Genomic DNA, 20,267 nt, shown 5'->3' with positions numbered 1-20,267 from the left:
GGGCAGGACCGGCGCGGTGCCGGCCGTGGTCGTCGCGGTCAGCGGGGCGACCGAGGCGACGGCCAGACCGGGGGCGTAGCCCTCGAGCACCTTCTGGTACTCGGAGCGCGTCACCGGGATGACCGTGCCGTGGCGCGGCTTGCCGCCGTCGGCGTTCTGCGGCAGGCCCGTGCGGAGCTTCGCTCCGAGCGGCTGCCAGGAGTCGCCGTTCGCGAGGTCTTCGGTGACGAACGGGATGTATTCGGTGGCTCCGGCGCTGGTCGCGGCCGTGACGAGTCCTGCGGGGACGAGGCCTGCCAGAGCAATCACCGAGTTCCGTCGAACCTTGGAATTCGATGCTTTTCTGTGACGACCCACGCGCGCTGTACCTCCTGATTTCCCCGGATGATTTCCGGGGCCCGACCTGATGACCGGGATCGAGGGTACCTGATTCGAGACTGTTCCGTTATCGGGCCGTTACCAGGCGCGGAGGGGTGCGCGGTTTATTGCGGGTCGGTCTCGCCCGACGCGTCGTCGGCCAGGCGTGCGGCCGCTTTCTTGCGCGCCTTCTTCGGTGCGTTGGCGGGTTGACCCGTCGCTTGTTCCAGCAACGCCCTGATGTCGTCGAGTTCGCGGCGCAGATAGTCACGGGTGGCGACTTCACCGACGGCGATACGCAGAGCTGCGAGCTCCCGCGCGAGGAACTCGGTGTCGGCCTTGGTCTGCTGAGCCCGCGACCGATCCTCTTCGAGAGAGACGCGGTCGCGATCGTCCTGCCGATTCTGGGCGAGCAGGATCAACGGCGCGGCGTACGCGGCCTGCGTCGAGAAGGCGAGGTTGAGCAGGATGAAGGGATACGGGTCCCACTGCAGATTGACGGCCACGACGTTGAGGAAGATCCAGACGATGACGATGCCGGTCTGAATCGCCAGATAGCGTCCGGTGCCCAAGAACCTGGCGGCTTTCTCACCCGACTTGCCGAGATCGAAGTCGAAGTTGACGTTGAACAGCCGCGAACCGCGTGGCGTGTCCATTCTTTGGCGTGCTGTTTCTTTCACTGTCCGGCCACTTCCTGATCTCGCCAGTCCTCGGGCAGCAGGTGATCGAGGACGTCGTCCACGGTCACGGCCCCGACCAGGTGGTCCTCGTCGTCGACCACCGGGCCGCAGACGAGGTTGTACGTCGCGAAGTACCGCGTCACCGCGGTCAGGCTGTCCTCGGGGGACAACCGCGGGAGTGCGCTGTCCACGACTCCGCCCACCAGACTCGCCGGGGGTTCTCGCAACAGTTGCTGCAGGTGAACACAGCCCAGATATGGGCCGGTCGGTGTTGCGGTCGGCGGCCGCACCACGAACACCAATGAGGCCAGCGCAGGCGTCAGGTCGGGGTTGCGTACCCGAGCGAGGGCCTCGGCCACCGTCGTCGACGCGGTGAGGATCACGGGCTCGGGCGTCATCAGACCGCCGGCGGTGTCGGGGGAGTGTTCGAGCAGGCGGCGGACCGGCGCGGAGTCCTCTGGATCCATCAGTCGCAGAAGCGATTCCGCTTCGGTCTCGGGTAGCTCGCCGAGGAGGTCGGCGGCGTCGTCGGGGTCCATGGCCTCGAGCACGTCGGCACCGCGGTCGACTCCGAGGTAGTGCATCAGCTCCACCTGATCGTCGTCGGGCAATTCCTGGACGACGTCGGCGAGGCGCTCGTCGTCCAACGCCCGCGCAACTTCCATGCGGCGCTTGACGGGCAGCTCGCGCATCGCATTCGCCACGTCGGCGGCGCGCAGGTCCTCGAACTGCATCAACAGCTGCGCCACACCCTGGTCGGGCATCGACAGTTCGTTCTGCGTGAGCCCCTGCACGTGCTGCCAGTCGACGACGTGGATGGCACCGCGTCGCGCAAGGCGTTGGCGCTGCTTACGCACCGCCACGCGTGCGACCTTCCAGTCTCGAGTTCGGGTGAGCTCGATGCCGAGATCGACGACGACGGAATCGGTGTCGTGCAATTCGTCGAGCTCGGGATCGTCGACGCGGACCTTGGAGTCGAGTATCTGCGCGAACACCAGAATCTCGTTCGCGCGCTGAGTGAATCGGCGCAGACTGACGTTTCCGGTGGTGAGCTGAACGGAGTTGGGCTCGATGCTGGTCACCCGCAGCATCGGCACGAAGATTCTTCGGCGCGTTGCCAATTCGACCACGAGCCCTAGGACTCGCGGCTGTGCCCTGCCCACGCGCATGGAGACCACCACGTCGCGCACTCGCCCGATCGATTCGCCGTCGGGGCCCAGGACGCCGAGGCCGGCGAGCCTGGCCGCGAATACCTTGCTCAGTGCTGCCATGATGGCAAGGTTAGAGGCAGGGCAATACAGCGGGTGAATCAGACAGGGGTAGTGCTTTCGATGGGTGCTTCGGGGTTGCGTCGATCGGTACTGGCCGTTCCGGGCAGTTCGGACAAGATGATCGCCAAGGCCAAGGGCCTGCCTGCCGACGCGATCTTCCTCGATCTCGAGGATGCCGTCGCGCCGATCGCCAAGGTCGAGGCCCGCGCACGCATCGTCGACGCGTTGAACTCCGACGGGTGGGGCGATCAGCTCAAGGTCGTGCGCGTGAACGACTGGACGACGCAGTGGACGTACGGCGACGTCATCGACGTCGTTTCCGGGGCGGGTGGAAATCTCGACGCCATCCTGTTGCCGAAGGTCGAGTGCGCGGCGCACGTGCAGGCATTGGATCTTCTTCTCACTCAACTCGAGAAGGAGCACGGTCTCGACGTCGGGGCCATCGGCATCGAACCGCAGATCGAGAGCGCACGCAGCCTGCGCAACATCGACGAGATCGCAACCGCGAGCCCCCGGGTGCAGACGTTGGTGTTCGGGCCGGCCGACCTGATGGCGAGCGTCAACATGCGCACCCTCGTCGTCGGGGAACAGCCGGTGGGATACGACACCGGCGACGCCTATCACCACATTCTGATGACGATCCTGCTGGCGGCTCGGACGCACGGATTGCAGGCAATCGACGGACCGTACCTGCAGATACGCGATCTCGATGCGTTTCGCCGGGCCGCGGGACGGACGGCCGGCCTCGGGTTCGACGGCAAGTGGGTGCTGCATCCGACGCAGATCGAGGCGGCCAACGAGATCTTCGCGCCACGACAGGACGATTACGACAAGGCCGAGCTGATTCTCGACGCGTACGAGTTCCACACCTCGGCGGCGGGCGGCGCTCGCGGTGCGGTGATGCTCGGCGACGAGATGATCGACGAGGCGAGCCGCAAGATGGCGCTGGTCGTCTCGGCGAAGGGCCGCGCGGCCGGTCTGACACGCACGACGACGTTCGAGCCGCCCACCTCCTGATCCACGCAGTGTTCGCGGGACAGAACAATGGGTGTGACGGTGCCGGAGCGGAGCCTGCAGAAGCGACCGGAAAAGTCCGTTTCGGGGCACAATGGAGTCATGACCAATCCCCTCTCACAGCCGGGCCGCCCAGGGCAAGGACTGCCGACGCCGCCGTCCGGTTGGCCCATCGGTTCCTACCCCACCTACGCCGAGGCGCAGCGCGCCGTCGACTTCCTCTCCGACGAGGAATTCTCGGTACAGGACGTCACCATCGTCGGCGTCGATCTGATGCAGGTCGAACGCGTCCTCGGCCGCCTCACCTGGCCCAAAGTTATTGGTGGAGGCATTGTTTCGGGAGCGTGGCTCGGGGTTTTCCTCGGCCTGGTCCTCGGCATCTTCAGCGAGAACATCTTCGGAGCTCTGCTCATCGGCGTCGGCGGCGGCATCATCTTCGGTTTGATCTCGGCGTCCATTCCGTACGCGGCCACCAAGGGGCAGCGCGATTTCGCGTCGAGCATGCAGTTGGTCGCCGGACGTTACGACGTCATCTGCGAGCCTCGGACGGCGGAGAAAGCGCGGGACCTGCTCGCCAAACTGTCGATTTGATCACAACGGTTGGACGACCAGGCAACCGACAGGTAACGGAATAGCCCCAAATCGCCCTCGAGGCCAGTGAGTTCGGTTACGTTTCTCTCGTGCACGGCAGTGCCGACACAAGGGCTGCGCGAGTAACCGAACGTACGGAGGCGGGACAGTGCCGAGACATCGTGGTCGTAGGCGTGGAAAAGCAACGAGGATAGGGGTGTTGGCGGCAGCGGCTCTGGTGACGAGTCCGTTGCTCGCAGCGTGTGGTTCGTCGGACAGTTCGGTTCCGGTTCTGAGTTTCTACACTGCCGCAGACGGCGCAGAGCAATACGCCGCTGCGGCACAGGTGTGTTCGGACGCCTCCAACGGCCGGTATCGAGTGGAGCAGCGGACACTGCCCAAGAGTGCCAACGATCAGCGCCTGCAGCTCGCGAGGCGTCTCGCCGGAAACGACAAGACGTTGGATTTGATGACGCTCGACGTCGTCTGGACCGCCGAATTCGCCGAGGCCGGATGGGCATTGCCCGTTCCGGACGACCTGTCGGCGAAGCTGCGCGACGGTTCCACTCTGGAAGGCCCGCTCGCCACTGCGGAATGGCAGGACCAGCTCTACGCCGTTCCGCTCAACTCCAATACTCAGTTGCTCTGGTACCGGCCCGACGAGGTGCCGGGCGGCACCCCGCCGCAGACGTGGGATCAGCTGATCGACGTGGCCGAGGCCAACGCGGCCGCCGGTAAGCCCGCTCAGATCGGTGTGCAGGCCAAGCAGTACGAGGGCTTCATGGTCTGGTTCAACTCGCTGCTCGAGAGCGCGGGTGGGTCGGTGGTCGCCGAAGACGGAACGACGGTGACCCTCAACGACACTCCCGAGCACCGCGCCGCCACCGAGAAGGCCCTCGAGATCATCAAGCGGGTGGCCACGGCCGACGGCCGCGATCCATCGGTCTCGCAGAGCGACGAGGCGACAGCTCGACTCGGCATGGAGTCGGGACGGATGGCCTTCCAGGTCAACTACCCGTTCGTGCTTCCCGGCCTGAAGGAGAACGCCGTCGCCGGGGCAGTGTCGTTCCTCGATCTGGCGAATGTGCCTGCCGATCAGCAGGATGCACGCATCGCCGAGGTCTTCCGCAGTGCTCCGTACCCCGAGGTGAACGCGGGGGAGCCCGCCAAGGTCACCATCGGCGGCTTCAACATCGGCGTCGCGAAGACCACTCAGCACGAGGACCTCGCCTGGGAAGCCGTCGAGTGCCTCACCAACCAGGAGAATCAGCGCAACAACGCCGTCAACGGCGGCGTGCCCCCGGTGCTGAAGTCGCTGTACTCCGATCCGGAGTTCCAGGCCGTCTATCCCGCATGGGAAGGGGTGCTCGGTTCCATCGAGTCCGCGGCAGTGCGGCCCGTTTCGCCTGCCTACCAGAGCATTTCGATTCTGTTGACCGATGCCCTCAACCCGCCGCAGAACATCGATCCGGTTGCCGACGTGGACAAGCTCGCAGAACTGGTCAGCAAGGCCGTCAATTCCGAAGGGTTGATTCCATGAGCGATCCCACCGAATCGCAGCCGCAGCCCGCCGATCGGCAGGCGGCTCTGAAGAACATCTCCGACGGTAAGAAAGCCGAACGACGCCTGGGATTGCTCCTCGTCGCACCCGCGGCGATCCTGATGCTCGCGGTCACCGGCTACCCGATCGTGTACGCCTTCTGGCTCAGTCTGCAGAAGTACAACCTCGCGTTCCCCGAGGATCGCCAATTCGTCGGCATCTCCAACTACGTGACCGTGCTGTCCGACGGCTACTGGTGGACGGCATTCGGCGTCACCGCCGGCATCACGATCATCTCGGTGATCATCGAGTTCATCCTCGGTCTGGCAGTGGCTCTGGTCATGCACCGCACCATCTTCGGCCGCGGACTCGTCCGCACCGTGGTGCTCATTCCGTACGGCATCGTGACCGTCGCCGCCGCGTACAGCTGGTACTACGCCTGGACCCCGGGCACCGGTTATCTCGCCAACCTGTTGCCCGACGGCAGCGCGCCGCTCACCGAGCAGTTCCCGTCGCTCGCGATCGTGGTTCTGGCCGAGGTGTGGAAGACGACCCCGTTCATGGCTCTGCTGCTGCTGGCAGGCCTGGCTCTGGTGCCCGACGATCTGCTCAAGGCCGCCGAGGTGGACGGAGCGGGTGGCTGGACGCGCCTGATGCGGATCACCATTCCGTTGATGAAGCCGGCAATTCTCGTCGCGGTGCTCTTCCGCACGCTCGACGCGTTCCGCATCTTCGACAACATCTACGTCCTCACCCGAGGGAGCAACGAGACAGGATCGGTGTCGATTCTCGGTTACAACAACCTGTTCGGCGCGTTCAACCTCGGACTCGGGTCGGCGATCAGCATCCTGATCTTCTTCTGCGTCGCGATCATCGCGTTCGTGTTCATCAAGTTGTTCGGTGCCTCGGCACCGGGATCCGACGACGGAGGCCGCAAGTAATGACCACTGTTACGCCTCGCAAGAAGGTCGGTTGGACGGTCGTCAACGTCCTCGTCCTCCTCTACGCGCTCGTTCCGTTGGCGTGGATCATCAGCCTGTCGTTCAAATCGACGGCCACGATCGCCGACGGAAAGTTCATCCCGCAGTCGTTCACTCTGGAGAACTACAAGGGCATCTTCTCCACCAACCAGTTCACCTCGGCGCTGGTGAACTCCATCGGAATCGGGTTGATCACCACGGTGATCGCCGTCGTGATCGGCACCATGGCCGCGTATGCCGTTGCCCGGCTGGACTTTCCGGGCAAGAAGCTCCTGGTCGGTGCGGCTCTGCTGATCGCGATGTTCCCCCAGATCTCGCTGGTGACACCGTTGTTCGACATCTCGCGCTCGCTCGGTCTGTTCGACACCTGGCCGGGTCTGATCATCCCGTACATCACCTTCGCGTTGCCGTTGGCGATCTACACGCTCTCGGCCTTCTTCCGCGAGATTCCGTGGGAGCTCGAAAAGGCAGCGAAGATGGACGGAGCAACGCCTGCACAGGCTTTCCGCAAGGTCATCGCCCCGCTGGCAGCGCCGGGCATCGTCACCGCATCGATCCTGGTCTTCATCTTCGCCTGGAACGACCTCCTGCTCGCCATCTCGCTGACGGCGACGGAACGTTCGGTCACCGTCCCGGCGGCCATCTCGCAGTTCACCGGTAGCTCTCAGTTCGAGGAGCCCACGGGATCGATCGCGGCAGCCGCCGTCGTCATCACCATCCCGATCATCATTTTTGTGCTCTTCTTCCAACGACGTATCGTGGCGGGCTTGACGTCCGGCGCAGTGAAGGGATAACCGTCATGGCCGAAATCGTTCTCGACAAAGTCACCAAGCTCTACCCGGACGGCGCCGCTGCCGTCAGCGACGTCGACATCACCATCGCCGACGGCGAATTCATCATCCTCGTCGGACCGTCCGGCTGCGGAAAGTCCACCACGCTCAACATGATCGCCGGGCTGGAGGACATCTCGTCGGGTGAGCTGCGGATCGCGGGGGAGCGCGTCAACGAGAAGGCACCGAAGGATCGCGACATCGCGATGGTGTTCCAGTCCTACGCGCTGTACCCGCACATGACGGTCCGGCAGAACATTGCCTTCCCGCTGACGCTCGCCAAGCTCTCGAAGACCGAGATCAACAACAAGGTCGAAGAGGCTGCCAAGATCCTCGATCTCAGTCAGCACCTCGACCGGAAGCCCGCCAACCTCTCCGGTGGTCAGCGACAGCGAGTTGCCATGGGCCGCGCCATCGTTCGCACCCCCAAGGCCTTCCTGATGGACGAGCCGCTGTCCAACCTCGACGCCAAGCTGCGAGTCCAGACGCGCGCCGAGATCTCGCGGCTGCAGAAGCGCCTGGGCACCACCACCGTCTACGTCACGCACGATCAGACCGAGGCCATGACCCTCGGCGACCGCGTCGTGGTGTTGCGCGGCGGGCTGGTGCAGCAGATCGGTTCTCCGCAGGAGCTCTACGACAAGCCGCGAAACCTGTTCGTGGGCGGCTTCATCGGATCGCCCTCGATGAATTTCGTTCCGGGACAGCTCACCTCGAACGGAGTGTCCACGGCCCTCGGCGACATCGAGATCCCGCTCGAGCGAATGGACGCGATCAAGGCCAAGAACCCGGGCCGCGAGGTGGTCGTCGGTATCCGTCCCGAGCACTTCGAGGACGCGGCACTGATCGACGGCTACCAGAAGATGAGCGGTGCCACCTTCACCGCAACCGTCGACGTGCTCGAGTCCATGGGCAGCGACAAGTACGTCTACTTCACGCTGAAGGGTGCCAAGGTCGAGTCCAGCGAACTCCAGGAGCTGGCCGCCGATGCCGGCATCGCCGATCTCGGTGGCGCACAGGTGGTTGCGCGTCTGGCAGCCGAATCCAAGGCCGCCGAGGGTGGTCAGGTGGAACTGTGGTTCGACCCGGGCAAGATCTCGGTGTTCGACCAGGCGTCGGGTGCGAACCTGACAATCTGAGCGGCTGCGCCGCATGTGAGCGGAACTTCGTAGCCTACTACGAAGTTCCACTCACATGCCGCAGGCTCTACAGTGGCACGTTCGACGTGGTGTTCGGTTCGGACTCGGCAACCCGCACCGATTGCCGCGCTGCCGGGGTGCTTCTGATGGCCAGGGCTGCCGCGGCGACGACGGCGCAGGCCACGGCACCGGCGACGAAGGCTGCGGTGTACGCGCTCTCGCGGGCCACGTTTGTGCCGTCGATGGTGAACATCGCCAGCACGGTGGACAATGACGCACTCGCGATCGACGTGCCGACGGTGCGCACGATCGAGTTGACGCTGTTGGCCACGCCGGTGTCCGCCGCGCTGACCTCGGCCATGAGCAGGTTGGGCAGGGCCGCGAACGCGAGGCTGACGAACGTGTTGATGACGATGCCCGCGGTGATGAGCTGCCAGGTGTGATCGTGGGCCACCGCGACGAACGCAAATCCGAGAACGCCGACCACCGCACCGCCGACGAGGACTCGGCGCGGCCCGAACGATCCGATGAGGCGACCGCTGATCACCGCGGCCACCACTCCTACCGCAGCACCGGGCAGCAGGTACACGACACTCGCTTCGAGAACGTTGGCGGTGAATCCGTAGCCGGCGACGGCACGTGGGGTCTGCACGAAGTAGGAGCAGGCCAGGAAGTTGGCGAACATTCCGACGCCGACGAACAGGGTGGCGACGTTGGTGGCCAGCAGTGGCCCGTGAGTGAGCATGCGGGGTGCGACGAGCGGGGCATCGATGCGTTTCTCGAAGATCCACCAGACTGTTCCCAGCAGCACGCCCGCGACAGCGCATCCGATGGTGGCCACCGAACCCCAGCCCCACGTGCGGCCCTGGGTGAGGGCCAGGAACAGCAGCAGGAGTGTGCCCGCCAGAAGCACGGCACCCCACCAGTCGACCGACCCGCTGCCGCTACGCGGTCGGGCCGGGACACCGAACCACGCGATGCCGAGTGCAACCACGACGATGGCGACGGTGAGCCAGAAGACGCGGTGGTAGTCGGCACCGTTGGCCGTGAGCAGCCCCGTCAGCACCAATCCGAAGCCGCCGCCCACGCCGAGAGTGCCGGACAGGATCGACATCGAGCCGACGAGTGCGCGCGGTGGCATCTCGTCGCGCAACACCGCCAGGGCGATGGGGAACAGGGCGTACGAGACACCCTGCAGAATGCGGCCGACCAGCAGCCAGGTCAGTGAATCGGTCAACGCTGCCAGCAGCGACCCCGCCAGCACGACGGTCAGGACGCCGATGAGCACGGGGCGTTTGCCGTGCAGGTCGGCGAGTCGGCCGATGACGGGGGTGGCGATGACCGCGGCCAACAGGTTCGCCGTCAGCACCCACCCGGCAGCGGTGGTGCTGACGCCCAGTTGGGTGCCGATGGTGCCCACGATGGGAACGACCATCGTCTGCAGGACGGCGAGGGTCATGACGATGAAACAGAGTCCTGGCAGCAGCGTGCGGCGGGTGGACATGGAAGAGCTACCTCGTTACCTATGACAACCGATAATACGAACCGATCGAACTAAAATGTTGAACGCATCTAATTAATTATCGGGTACCGGTTTCCCCGGTGTGAGCCGAGGTGCCTCGGAGGAGCTACTGCGTCCGGTTGGGCTTCCCCAGGGCCTTCTGCCGGAGTTCACTGACGATCTCGTCGTTCCAGACGTGCTCGCGCACCAGCCGATAGCGCTCACGGCTCATCCACAGATAGGCCTCGGCATCGGTGCGGTCTTCGAGAATCTCGGCCGCCCGGACCATGCGGACCACCGGCAGGTACTCCTCACCGAACCAGCGTCGTGCGACCGTTCCGCGGTCGACGAACTCCCCGAGTTCCTGCATCAGCCGAAATCCCCAGGCCTCCACCGACTCGCTCAGTTGCGCGTAATCGAACGGGTCGGTGACCTGTACCGCCTCGCGTGCGCGTCCCACCAGGGGCACCCGACTCAGGAAGATGCGGCGATGATCCTTGATCAACAGATCGCCGCGCCGGGTGATGCCCTCGGGGGAGATACGCGTGATGATCTCGGTGACGACGGCGTCGATCGTCGTGCGATGCATCGCGAACGCAATCGACACCCGGTGATGCCCGTCGACGACGAAGTGCATGCCGCCGATGCGGTACACCTGGATCGGCGGCATCGCTTCACCGCGGCGCTGCGCCGCCGCCAACCGCTGCCAGCGTTCCCTGATCCGCGCCGAGGTCGGCCTGAAGAACCTGTCGAAGTCCCGGGTGCGGTCGACACTTCCGACGATGGTCTCGACGCGAATGACCTGCAGACCCAGGTGCCGTTCACCGACCTTGCCGAGGGCAGCGACCACCTCGTCGAACGGCAGGATGGTGTTGACGTCGTCGGGTTGACGCCGCAGCCACCCGACGAGTCTCGCCACGTCGGCGCGTCGACGCTGGCGGGTGAAGTCGTTCTCCGCGTCGGCGGCCGGAAATCCGGTGTCACGTGCCATGTCTGCGCCTCACGATCCTCGGTGCTTCGACGTGCTGTCGCTGCCCACCCGGTTCGACGTCGAGCAGGGTGTATCCGACGGTGTTGATCACCGCCGCCCCGTGCAGGGCCAGATCGTCCGGGGTGTGGCCGTGTGGATGAATGTGGCCGTGCAACAACAACTGTGGGGAGAGCCGACGCGTCACCTCGTCCAGGCAGTCGAAGCCGACGTGTGCCGGGTCGGTGTCGTCGCCGACTCCCAGGGGTGGGCTGTGAGTGAGCAGAATGTCCACCGGCCGTACGTCCTTGCGGACGTTGCGATTCCACGCGAATGTTCGAGTGAGGGTGCGTGAGCGTCTGCGCTGCTGACGTTGCGTCCATTGATTGGGGCCACCGTTGTAGCGGATCGACCCGCCGAGACCGGCGATACGCAGACCGGCAGCGGACACGATCCGCCGGTCGACGTTGATCGCACCCACCGGCCCCGGCCAGGTGGCAGGCAGCCCGGCGCGCATCCAGCCGGCCTTCCCGGCCGAATAACCCGTCAGGTCCGCGTCGTGATTGCCGGGCACGAACACGCACGGAGCGTTCAACGCGTCGGTCAGATACTCGAGGTAATCGAACGGAAGGTCACCCGCGCCGAGAATCAGATCGACGCCGAGCGACTTCACCTGCGGACTCCACAGAGATTCGATCGTTTCGTCGGACACAGCGAGAACGGATACCACGGGTACGACGGTACCCACCTCGTCCGCGGTGGCACCTCCGAACGGACTTCTCGGGCACCGGTGGTGTTGGATGGGTCTCGTGAGCGAGAGTGTCATTACCGCGGTACGCGCACACCTGGTGACCGAGATCGGCGACGACAACCCGTCGTCCGCGTCCGTGACGTTCCTCGGCCTGGAGTCACTGGACGTGCTGCGATTCGGAGCGGACTCCGAGGTGGTGCGGTACGTCAGCCTCGGCTGCTCGCGTCATCCCATGGCAGACCCGAACGACATGGTCGCCGATCCGTCCCGTGGCCCTCGCGCCGAACTGGTACTGACCCTTCGCGGTGGCGCAGGCGTGGCGTCGGGCGTCCACAAGAGCTTGGCCGTGCTCGCGGCCTCGCCTGCGGTGGAGGGCGTCGTGCTGGTGGAGGACGCCCTGCTCGATCTCGGTGAGCCGCTGTGGACAAATGCCCCGTTCACGGCCGTGCTGCTCGGGCCGAGCGACATCGCGGACCTGCCGCTGCCGGAGCCTTTCGATCCGGTTCATTTTTTCGCCGCGGTGCCGTTGACCGGAACCGAGGCCGCCTGGGTGCGGTTACGCGGGGCGGATGCGTTGCGCGAGGCCTGGAAGGAAGCGGGGATCGACGTTCGAGACCCCAACCGGTCCGCAGCCAGTCTCTGATCGGGCGCTCCTGCGCACAGGGTGTCGACTTCCGGTGGCTACCCGCTTCTGTCGGAGTTCGTCCCTGGCTGTAGATCTCAGGCGCAGGATCTACAGCCAGTTGTTCTTGTGGAACGTTCGCCACAGACCGACGCACACGCAGGCGACGATCGCGACGATCGTGTGATACCCATAGGTCCAGTGCAGCTCGGGCATGTTGTCGAAGTTCATGCCGTAGATGCCGGCAACCATGGTCGGCACCGCCGCGATCGCCACCCAGGACGAGATCTTGCGCATGTCGAGGTTCTGCTGCATCGTCACCCGAGCCAGGGCGGCGTCGACGAGCGAGCTGAGTACCTCGTCGTATTCGGAGATACGTTCGGCGACGGTGGTGTGATGGTCCTGCACGTCACGGAGGTACCGCCGGACGGACTTCGGAACACTGGGCTCCTGGACCAGCCGTGCGAGCGGCGTCGACAGTGGTGTCACCGACCGGCGTAGTTCCACGACCTCTCGCTTGAGCAGATAGATGTTCTCGATCGGCACGTGGTGATGCGGAGAGAAGACTTCCTCCTCCATGCCGTCGACGTCCCTCTCGATCGAGTCGGTGACGGCCAGGTACTCGTCGACGACGTGGTCGGCCACGGCGTGCAGCACCGCCGACGGGCCGAGTGCGAGCTGCTCCGGATTGTCCTCGAGGCGCTGGCGCACGCCGGCCAATCCGGAGTGTTCGCCGTGTCGGACGGTGATCACGAAATCTCGACCGACCATCACCATGATCTCGCCGCTCTCGACGATCTCGTTCGCCGTCGTCACCGACTCGTGTTCGACGTACTTGACCGTGCGCAGGACGAGGAATGCGACGTCGTCGTATCGCTCGAGCTTGGGCCGCTGATGCGCGTGCACGGTGTCCTCGACCATCAACTCGTGCAGGTCGTAACACTGAGCGATCGCGTTCATCTGACGGTCGTCCGGCGCATGCAGGCCCACCCAGACGAACCCCTCGCCGCGGGCTCGTACTTCGGCGATCGCCGACGTGTGAGTGAACCGGCCGGGTAGTCGGGAGCCGTCGACGTAGACAGCGCAGTCGACGATGGCGCGCGCCGTCGGCACCGGTATTCGTGGACTCGAATCGGGAACGGTCTTGTTTCCTCGTCGGTGCAGCGAGGGCAGTGAGGGACGCGGTGGAAGGGACGGCATGGCGGGCAATCGTACGCCAGGAAAACGACAGAACAGTGGGCCCGGAACATCACGGCGGTACGCCTGGGACACTGTTCTGGTGCTCATCGATCTCCACACCCACTCGACAGCGTCCGACGGTACCGACAGCCCGGCCGAGCTGGTTCGCGCTGCGTCGGCAGCGGGCCTGTCGGTGGTGGCGCTCACCGATCACGACACCACGGCGGGATGGGACGAGGCCGCTGCCGCATCGCCCGCCGGCCTGACGCTCGTGCGCGGCATGGAACTGTCGTGCACCGGTCGTGGGGAGGACGGCACGCCCGTCCCGGTGCACCTGCTGGCGTACCTGTTCGACCCCGAGAACGAGGCATTCGCCGCCGAGCGTGCACGACTGCGCGGTGAGCGGGTGACCCGGCTGCGGGCCATTGCCGAGAACATGGCCGCGGACGGCCTACCCATCGATCCCGACGCGGTTCTCGCCTCGGCCGGGGAGGCCGCCGGTCGTCCCCATTTGGGCCAGGCTCTGATCGAGGCCGGCTACGTCTCGGACATGGACGCGGCGTTCGCCGGTCCGCTGGCAACGGGTGGCAAGTATTACGTGGGCAAGGTCGACACTCCACTCGACGTCGCCGTCGAGATGATCGCCGCCGCAGGCGGCGTCAGCGTGCTCGCGCATGCCCGGGCCCGCAAGCGCGGACGCATCCTGGATCTGGACCACATCCGAGAACTCACCCCGCTCGGGCTCGGCGGTGTGGAAGTCCACCACATGGACCACTCGCCGGAGGACACCGTGGTGATGGCCGAGTTGGCCGCGGAGTTGGACCTCATCGTCACCGGGTCCTCGGATTATCACGGCACCAACAAGACCGTGAAGCTGGGCGAGTACACCACCGACCCGGAGCAGTACGACCGACTGATCGCGGCGGCCCGGTCATGAACTTCGACGTGACGCTGTACCTGACGGTTCTGATCACGCTGTTCGTGATCATGGATCCACCGGGCGCGATTCCGGTGTTCTTGTCCCTGGTGGGACGCAAGAGCAAGGAAGTGCGCAACAAGGCCGCATGGCAGGCACCCGCGGTCTCGCTCACCGTCATCTCGGTGTTCGCGATCGGCGGCCAGGCCATTCTGAGCTACCTGCACATCGGCATTCCGGCACTGCAGGGCGCGGGTGGACTTCTGCTCCTGCTCATCGCGCTGTCGTTGCTCACCGGTAAGGGCGCGGGCGGCGACGCGGCGGCCGAGGACGTCAACGTCGCACTCGTGCCGCTGGGAACGCCGTTGATGGCGGGCCCCGGAGCCATCGCCGCGGTGATCGTCTACGTCAGTCAGGCCGACGGCAACGCGAGCTCGTTGCTCGCAATTGCCTTGGGCATCATCACGATTCACGTCCTGTTCTTCGTGATTCTACGATTCTCCACCGTCCTCATCCGGCTGCTCGGCGAAGGCGGCATTTCGCTGCTGGCGCGCATCGCAGGCCTGTTGCTCGCCGCCATCGCAGTGCAGTTGATCGCGGACTCCGTCCGCGGATTCGTGGCCGGAGCATGAGCGGGGCCGGAGCGGGCGCCGGACTGCGCTTCCTGCGCGGGCTCAGCGGCATCGTCACCGCCGGACTGCTGGTGCTGGCGATCGGCGTCGGCGTCACCCAATATCTCGGTCAGTCCCGCGGCTACCCGGGACCGGGCGCGCTGTCGGTCACCGTGCACATCGTTGCCGCTGTCGTCGCCATCGCAGCGCAGCGGATCGCCGATCACCGACGCGGATTCACCGCATTCCTCGGAGCGATCGTGGTCTTCGTGGTCACCGGTCTCGTCCTGTGGACCCAATGGTGGCAGTAGTTCACGCTGGTTTCTGACTCTGTGGTCAGGTCGGTGGGCGGTATGGCACACTTGGGCCGTTACAGCGATGCGGCTACAGCCCATCGTTGACTGTGCAGGCACACCCGCCGCACGTGCGAGACGCGCTTTTCGGCAGTCGGCAGCCAGTACTGGCGCCCTCCGGTAGTCCGCGACCCTTTCGAGCATCAATCACTTCGTAGACACGTGTTGCCTCGTCGAGGCCGACAGTGCGAGGAGCTTTCACCGTGACGGCAGTCGAAGACACCACAGGAACACCATCGGCAGTTGCGGCCGCGATCACCGACGACGAGATCTTCGCCGGGCATCTCGGCGGCAAGCTTTCGGTCCAGTTGGCCGCGCCGCTCGAGACCCAGCGCGATCTCTCGATCGCGTACACCCCGGGAGTGGCCCAGGTCAGCCGTGCCATCGCCGCCGACCCGGCGCTGGCCAAGCGCTACACCTGGACCGACCGGCTGGTCGCCGTCATCTCCGACGGTTCCGCGGTGCTCGGCCTGGGCGATATCGGTCCGCGCGCGTCGTTGCCGGTGATGGAGGGCAAGGCGGCGCTGTTCAAGAAGTTCGCCGGCCTCGATTCCATCCCGATCGTGCTCGATACCCACGATGTCGACGAGATCGTCGAGACGATCGTGCGGATGCGACACAGTTTCGGAGCCGTCAACCTCGAAGACATCTCCGCCCCGCGGTGTTTCGAGGTGGAACGACGCGTCGTCGAGGCACTGGACTGCCCCGTGATGCACGACGACCAACACGGCACGGCCATCGTCGTCCTTGCGGCGCTGACGGGTGCTGCACGGGTACAGGGCCGGGACCTGGCCGGGCTCCGAGTGGTCGTCTCGGGCGCAGGCGCTGCAGGCGTTGCGTGCGCGAACATGCTGCTCGCCGCCGGCATCTCCGACGTCGTGGTCCTCGACTCCAAGGGCGTCGTCTCGGCCGATCGCGGTGACCTCACCGGCGTCAAGGCCGACCTCGCTGCGCGAACCAACCCTCGTGGACTGAGCGGGGGACCGGGCGATGCGCTGGCCGGAGCCGACGTGTTCCTCGGACTGTCCGCAGGCAAGGTGGACGAGAACGTCATCGCCTCGATGGCCCCCGAGTCCATCGTGTTCGCGCTCTCGAACCCGGATCCGGAGATCCACCCCGAGGTGGCCAGGAAGTACGCGGCCATCGTCGCGACCGGACGCAGCGATTTCCCCAATCAGATCAACAACGTTCTGGCCTTCCCCGGTGTGTTCAAGGGCGCGCTCGACGCCGGCGCACGCCGCATCACCGAAGGCATGAAGCTCGCCGCTGCCGAGGCAATCCTCTCGGTTCTCGGCGACGAGTTGGCCGCGGACAGAATCGTCCCGAGCCCGCTCGATCCTCGCGTCGCCCCGGCCGTTGCGGACGCAGTTGCGGCAGCAGCGCGAGCCGAGGGCGTCGCGTAGGAAAACAGAAAAAGCACCCCGAACCCCGCCCTATCCGGGCCGGTGGTTCGGGGTGCTTTTAGTTTGCGTGAGTCGTCGTCAGACTTTTGCCAGTCCGGTCGGCATGCGCCGGAGGCGACCGGTTCCCGGCACCGACGTCCACACCGCTAGGGCGAGAAGGCCGTCGACGACGAGTGTGAGCAGCGCGACGAGGATCGCCCCGACCAGAACCCGGCCGTAGTCGTAGAGCGCGAGACCGTCGAAGATGTAGCGACCCAGCCCGCCCAGGTTGACGTACGCCGCAACGGTCGCGGTCGCGATGATCTGCAGGGTGGTGTTCCGTAGTCCGCCGAGGATCAGTGGCAGTGCATTGGGGATCTCTACCCGCAGCAGCACCTGTGATTCGGTCATTCCCATTGCCCGGGCGGCGTCGACCACGTGAGCATCGACGTTGGCTATTCCCGAGTAGGTGCCCGCCAGCAGCGGTGGTATCCCGAGCAGGACCAGCGCGATGATCGGCGGGATCAGACCCAACCCGATCACCAGGACCAGGAACACCAACACACCCAGAGTCGGCAGTGAGCGCAGAGCGTTGACCAGTCCGACGACCACCGCTTCGCCGCGGCGCAGGTGACCGATGATCAGTCCGATGGGAATCGCGACAGCGGCCGAAAGCACAACGGCCAACAGCGAATACCACATGTGCTCGAGCAGTCGAGCACCGATTCCCGTCGGCCCGGCCCAGTTGGCACCGTCGAGGATGTACGAGAACGCTTCGGAGAACAGATTCATGCGCGCGCCTTCCTCGTCGACGAGCTGCCCTGCCGGGTCCAGGGCGTGAGTCGACGGCCCACCAGGTACAGGGCGGCGTCGAAGATCAACGCCAAGAACACGATCGAGATGATGCCGGCGAAGATCTGATCGGGATAGTCACGTTGGTAGCCCTGGGTGAACAGCTGGCCGAGACCACCGATACCGATCACCGAACCCACCGAGACCAACGAGATGTTGGTGACCGTGACAACTCGAATATTGGCGATGAGCACCGGCAAGGACAGCGGTAGCTCGACGGTCACCGCCCGCCGTAACGACGAAAACCCCATGGCCTGAGCCGAATCGACGACGGCGAACGGAACCGAATCGAGTGCCTCCGGAACCGCGCGAACGAGCAGAGCCGTGGAGTACACCGTCAGTGCGATCACCACGTTCAGCGGATCGAGCACAGGCAGTCCCACGACAGCAGGAATGGTGACGAACAGTGCCAGTGACGGCAACGTGAACGCAATGCTGGCCACCGTCAACGTGATTCGGCGGACCCACCGCGTGTTGCGAATCAGGGTGCCGACCGGAACCGCGATGAGCAGTCCGATGAGCAGCGGCACGAGCGAAAGATACAGATGTGTCTTCGTGTACCCGAGTACGACGCCGAAGTTGTCGAACAGCCAGGTCACTGTGCGTCGTTCCCGGTCGCGCCGAAGTGGTGGCGATTGCGCTCCTCGTCCTCCGACTTGCGCTGTACGGCCAGGTTTTCGAGAATCTCCGCACCGTCGACGCTACCCACGGCGGCACCGGTCGAATCGACGGCGACGCCGATTCCCGACGGAGACGAGATCGCCGAGTCGAGCGCCTGCCGTAGATCCCCGCCCTCGAGGAACAGCGACCCACCGGCCGCGGTGCTCTCGTCCAGGCTGCCGCCGCCGCGTACCTTCTCGACGCCGGTGGCGTCGATCCAGCCGAGGGGACGACGCTGGGAGTCCACGACCAGAACCCACTGCCCCTGGTCGAGTCTCAGGGTACTCATCTCGTCCTCGGTCGCGGTATGGATCGGATGCATCGTCACCGACTGCGCGGAGCGGAAAGACAGGCCTCGGTAGCCGCGGTCGCGGCCGACGAACGACGCCACGAACGACGTCGCCGGTGCCGCGAGCACGGTCTCGGGCTTGTCGTATTGCTGCAGGCGACCCTGCGGTCCGAAGACCGCGATGTGGTCGCCCAGCCGCACGGCCTCGTCGATGTCGTGCGTGACGAACACGATCGTCTTCTTCAGATCGGCCTGCAGCCTGAGCATCTCGGTCTGCAGATCCTCACGCACCACCGGATCGACGGCGCTGAAGGGTTCGTCCATCAACAGAATCGGTGGGTCCGCGGCGAGCGCGCGGGCAACCCCGACGCGCTGTTGCTGACCGCCGGACAGTTGCGCCGGGTAGCGGGACGCGAGAGCGGGATCCAGGCCCACTCGTTCCAGTACCTCGAGCGCCGCCTTGCGGGCCGCGCGCCGGGATTGACCGTTGAGGACCGGAACCGTCGCGACATTGTCGACGACGGAACGGTGGGGCAGCAGCCCGGCACTCTGGATGACGTAACCGATTCCCCGGCGCAGCTTCACCGCGTCGGTGTCGGCGATGTTGCGGCCGTCGACCGTGATGACACCCGAGGTGGGCGCGATCATCCGGTTGATCATCCGCATCGACGTCGTCTTGCCGCAGCCGGACGGCCCCACGAACACGGTGAACGAGTGTGGCTGGATCACCAGGTCCAACGAGTCGACTGCCGTGGTGCCGTCCGGGTACGTCTTGGTGATGTTCTCGAAGGTGATCATCAGCTGACCGGCTGGTCCAGACCCTTGTCCTTGACCCACGCCGTTGCCGCCGCAGCCGGTTCGACCTTCTGGTCGCCGGACACCGAGGTGTTCAGTGCGATGAGCTCTTCGGTGGTGATCTGCGCCGAGACGGCGTCGAGAACCTGAGTGAGCTTGTCGGACTGCTTGGACGTCCGCAGCACCGGGATGACGTTCTGAGCGGCGAAATTGTTCTCCGGGTCTTCGAGAACCACGAGATCGTTCTGCGCGATGGCAGGCGAGGTGGTGAAGATGTCCGCCGCGACGACCTGGCCCGACACGAGTGCCTCGACCGTGGCCGGTCCGCCGCCGTCGGAGATGGGCACGTAGTTACCGGGGGAGATGTCCAGGCCGTACTTCGCTTTCAGGCCCGGCAGTCCGCCGACGCGCTCCTGGAATTCCGGCGTGCCTGCGAACGTCACCTCCGAGGAGAACGGTGCGAGATCCCCGACGGTCTTCAGATTGCGCTCGGTTGCGGTCGCGCGGGTGACGACGACGGCATCCTTGTCCTCGCCGGGTGCCTGGGCCGTCACCGAGAGGTCGTCGCCGAGTGCAGCGGGCAGTGCCGCCAGCACGTCCTCGGACGAGGTGGCCGTGGCAGATTCGTCCAAGTACTGGAGCAGGTTGCCCGTGTAATCGGGAATCAGGTCGATCGAGCCGTCGCGGACGGCGGGAATGTACGCCTCGCGGCTACCGATGTTGAGCTTGGTGCTCACCTCGAAACCGTTGGCGCGCAATGCTTCTGCGTAGATGTTCGCGACGGTCTCGGACTCCGGGAAGTTGGCCGAGCCGACGATGATCGAGTTCGTGTCGTCGTTGCTCTCGCCGCCTCCGCTCGAGAGCGGATCCGAATTTCCGCCGCAGGCGGTCAGTGCGGTGACCGACAGGGCGAGCGCGGCAACGGCCGCCACTGCCTTCGGGGCGGAGAACGCGCGCGTGATTCGGGAGGTGGTCATGGTGTCCTTCCATCGGTTCGGGCACAGACGA

The 20,267-nt window shown here is 65.4% G+C and carries 21 protein-coding genes and 1 pseudogene; 11 read left to right on the top strand and 11 right to left on the bottom strand.

Going from position 1 to position 20,267, the window contains the following annotated elements; translation table 11 throughout:
- The 3 genes and pseudogenes from CH266_RS25675 to CH266_RS00235 all read right to left on the bottom strand — a co-directional run.
- A pseudogene (locus tag CH266_RS25675) lies at positions 1-357 on the bottom strand (hypothetical protein); the annotation flags it as partial.
- Positions 358-482: 125 nt separating this feature from the next.
- A complete protein-coding gene (locus CH266_RS00240) occupies positions 483-1,013 on the bottom strand; it encodes a DUF1003 domain-containing protein (protein WP_045840756.1) in 531 nt (176 codons plus the stop codon).
- A gap of 20 nt (positions 1,014-1,033) precedes the next feature.
- On the bottom strand, positions 1,034-2,308 hold the full coding sequence (locus tag CH266_RS00235) for a magnesium transporter MgtE N-terminal domain-containing protein (RefSeq protein WP_027498042.1): 1,275 nt from the start codon (positions 2,306-2,308) through the stop codon (positions 1,034-1,036).
- Positions 2,309-2,368: 60 nt separating this feature from the next.
- Between CH266_RS00235 and CH266_RS00230 the strand changes: the two genes are divergently transcribed.
- The 6 genes from CH266_RS00230 (at position 2,369) to CH266_RS00205 (ending at position 8,381) form a co-directional block, all read left to right on the top strand.
- Positions 2,369-3,325, top strand: a complete 957-nt coding sequence (locus CH266_RS00230) for an HpcH/HpaI aldolase/citrate lyase family protein (protein WP_032369628.1) — start codon at positions 2,369-2,371, stop codon at positions 3,323-3,325.
- Between the two features lie 99 nt (positions 3,326-3,424).
- A complete protein-coding gene (locus CH266_RS00225) occupies positions 3,425-3,913 on the top strand; it encodes a general stress protein (RefSeq protein ID WP_027498040.1) in 489 nt (162 codons plus the stop codon).
- 196 nt (positions 3,914-4,109) lie between these two features.
- Positions 4,110-5,432 (top strand): ABC transporter substrate-binding protein, encoded by a 1,323-nt coding sequence (locus tag CH266_RS00220; protein WP_027498039.1) that lies wholly within the window; start codon positions 4,110-4,112, stop codon positions 5,430-5,432.
- Positions 5,429-6,373 (top strand): carbohydrate ABC transporter permease, encoded by a 945-nt coding sequence (locus CH266_RS00215; RefSeq protein WP_027498038.1) that lies wholly within the window; start codon positions 5,429-5,431, stop codon positions 6,371-6,373. Before CH266_RS00220 ends, CH266_RS00215 begins: the two co-directional genes overlap by 4 nt.
- Positions 6,373-7,206 (top strand): carbohydrate ABC transporter permease, encoded by an 834-nt coding sequence (locus tag CH266_RS00210; RefSeq protein WP_027498037.1) that lies wholly within the window; start codon positions 6,373-6,375, stop codon positions 7,204-7,206. Before CH266_RS00215 ends, CH266_RS00210 begins: the two co-directional genes overlap by 1 nt.
- Positions 7,207-7,211: 5 nt before the next feature.
- Positions 7,212-8,381 (top strand): ABC transporter ATP-binding protein, encoded by a 1,170-nt coding sequence (locus CH266_RS00205; RefSeq protein ID WP_032369626.1) that lies wholly within the window; start codon positions 7,212-7,214, stop codon positions 8,379-8,381.
- 67 nt (positions 8,382-8,448) lie between these two features.
- Here CH266_RS00205 and CH266_RS00200 read toward each other — a convergent pair whose 3' ends face one another.
- The 3 genes from CH266_RS00200 to CH266_RS00190 all read right to left on the bottom strand — a co-directional run bounded on the left by CH266_RS00200 (position 8,449) and on the right by CH266_RS00190 (position 11,579).
- Positions 8,449-9,885, bottom strand: a complete 1,437-nt coding sequence (locus CH266_RS00200; protein ID WP_052054798.1) for an MFS transporter — start codon at positions 9,883-9,885, stop codon at positions 8,449-8,451.
- 124 nt (positions 9,886-10,009) lie between these two features.
- Complete coding sequence (locus CH266_RS00195) at positions 10,010-10,873, bottom strand: hypothetical protein (protein WP_027498035.1); 864 nt, start codon at positions 10,871-10,873, stop codon at positions 10,010-10,012.
- On the bottom strand, positions 10,863-11,579 hold the full coding sequence (locus CH266_RS00190; RefSeq protein ID WP_027498034.1) for a metallophosphoesterase family protein: 717 nt from the start codon (positions 11,577-11,579) through the stop codon (positions 10,863-10,865). Before CH266_RS00190 ends, CH266_RS00195 begins: the two co-directional genes overlap by 11 nt.
- A gap of 70 nt (positions 11,580-11,649) precedes the next feature.
- Here CH266_RS00190 and CH266_RS00185 point away from each other — a divergent pair, with 70 nt between their 5' ends.
- Complete coding sequence (locus CH266_RS00185; protein WP_174557311.1) at positions 11,650-12,243, top strand: suppressor of fused domain protein; 594 nt, start codon at positions 11,650-11,652, stop codon at positions 12,241-12,243.
- A gap of 90 nt (positions 12,244-12,333) precedes the next feature.
- On the opposite strand, the gene CH266_RS00180 is transcribed toward CH266_RS00185, so the two are convergent.
- The gene (locus CH266_RS00180) at positions 12,334-13,422 is read right to left on the bottom strand and encodes a magnesium and cobalt transport protein CorA (RefSeq protein ID WP_032371671.1); all 1,089 of its coding nucleotides are present in this window, start codon (positions 13,420-13,422) and stop codon (positions 12,334-12,336) included.
- 79 nt (positions 13,423-13,501) lie between these two features.
- Here CH266_RS00180 and CH266_RS00175 point away from each other — a divergent pair, with 79 nt between their 5' ends.
- The 4 genes from CH266_RS00175 (at position 13,502) to CH266_RS00160 (ending at position 16,684) form a co-directional block, all read left to right on the top strand.
- The gene (locus tag CH266_RS00175; RefSeq protein WP_027498031.1) at positions 13,502-14,338 is read left to right on the top strand and encodes a PHP domain-containing protein; all 837 of its coding nucleotides are present in this window, start codon (positions 13,502-13,504) and stop codon (positions 14,336-14,338) included.
- Positions 14,335-14,949, top strand: a complete 615-nt coding sequence (locus tag CH266_RS00170) for a MarC family protein (protein WP_027498030.1) — start codon at positions 14,335-14,337, stop codon at positions 14,947-14,949. The genes CH266_RS00175 and CH266_RS00170 overlap by 4 nt, the downstream gene beginning before the upstream one ends.
- Entirely contained in the window at positions 14,946-15,239 is a 294-nt protein-coding gene (locus tag CH266_RS00165) for a hypothetical protein (RefSeq protein WP_052053095.1), read from the top strand. The genes CH266_RS00170 and CH266_RS00165 overlap by 4 nt, the downstream gene beginning before the upstream one ends.
- Positions 15,240-15,484: 245 nt before the next feature.
- On the top strand, positions 15,485-16,684 hold the full coding sequence (locus CH266_RS00160; RefSeq protein WP_032375496.1) for an NAD(P)-dependent malic enzyme: 1,200 nt from the start codon (positions 15,485-15,487) through the stop codon (positions 16,682-16,684).
- Positions 16,685-16,762: 78 nt separating this feature from the next.
- Here the strand turns inward: CH266_RS00160 and CH266_RS00155 are convergent, their stop codons facing one another.
- Genes CH266_RS00155 through CH266_RS00140 form a run of 4 tightly spaced genes read right to left on the bottom strand, consistent with a single transcriptional unit; the run spans position 16,763 to position 20,236 of the window.
- Positions 16,763-17,455 (bottom strand): ABC transporter permease, encoded by a 693-nt coding sequence (locus CH266_RS00155; protein WP_027498027.1) that lies wholly within the window; start codon positions 17,453-17,455, stop codon positions 16,763-16,765.
- Entirely contained in the window at positions 17,452-18,114 is a 663-nt protein-coding gene (locus CH266_RS00150) for an ABC transporter permease (protein WP_032365390.1), read from the bottom strand. The genes CH266_RS00155 and CH266_RS00150 overlap by 4 nt, the downstream gene beginning before the upstream one ends.
- On the bottom strand, positions 18,111-19,262 hold the full coding sequence (locus CH266_RS00145; RefSeq protein WP_032365391.1) for an ABC transporter ATP-binding protein: 1,152 nt from the start codon (positions 19,260-19,262) through the stop codon (positions 18,111-18,113). Before CH266_RS00145 ends, CH266_RS00150 begins: the two co-directional genes overlap by 4 nt.
- Positions 19,262-20,236: an ABC transporter substrate-binding protein gene (locus CH266_RS00140; RefSeq protein ID WP_032365502.1), complete on the bottom strand. Its 975-nt coding sequence runs from the start codon at positions 20,234-20,236 to the stop codon at positions 19,262-19,264. The genes CH266_RS00145 and CH266_RS00140 overlap by 1 nt, the downstream gene beginning before the upstream one ends.
- Between the last annotated feature and the right edge of the window lie 31 nt (positions 20,237-20,267).

The organism is Rhodococcus sp. 06-1474-1B (assembly GCF_002258885.1).
GTDB lineage: Bacteria > Actinomycetota > Actinomycetes > Mycobacteriales > Mycobacteriaceae > Rhodococcoides > Rhodococcoides fascians.
The sequence above is the reverse complement of the archived record's forward strand: the minus strand, read 5'-3'. Positions and strand labels throughout refer to the sequence as shown.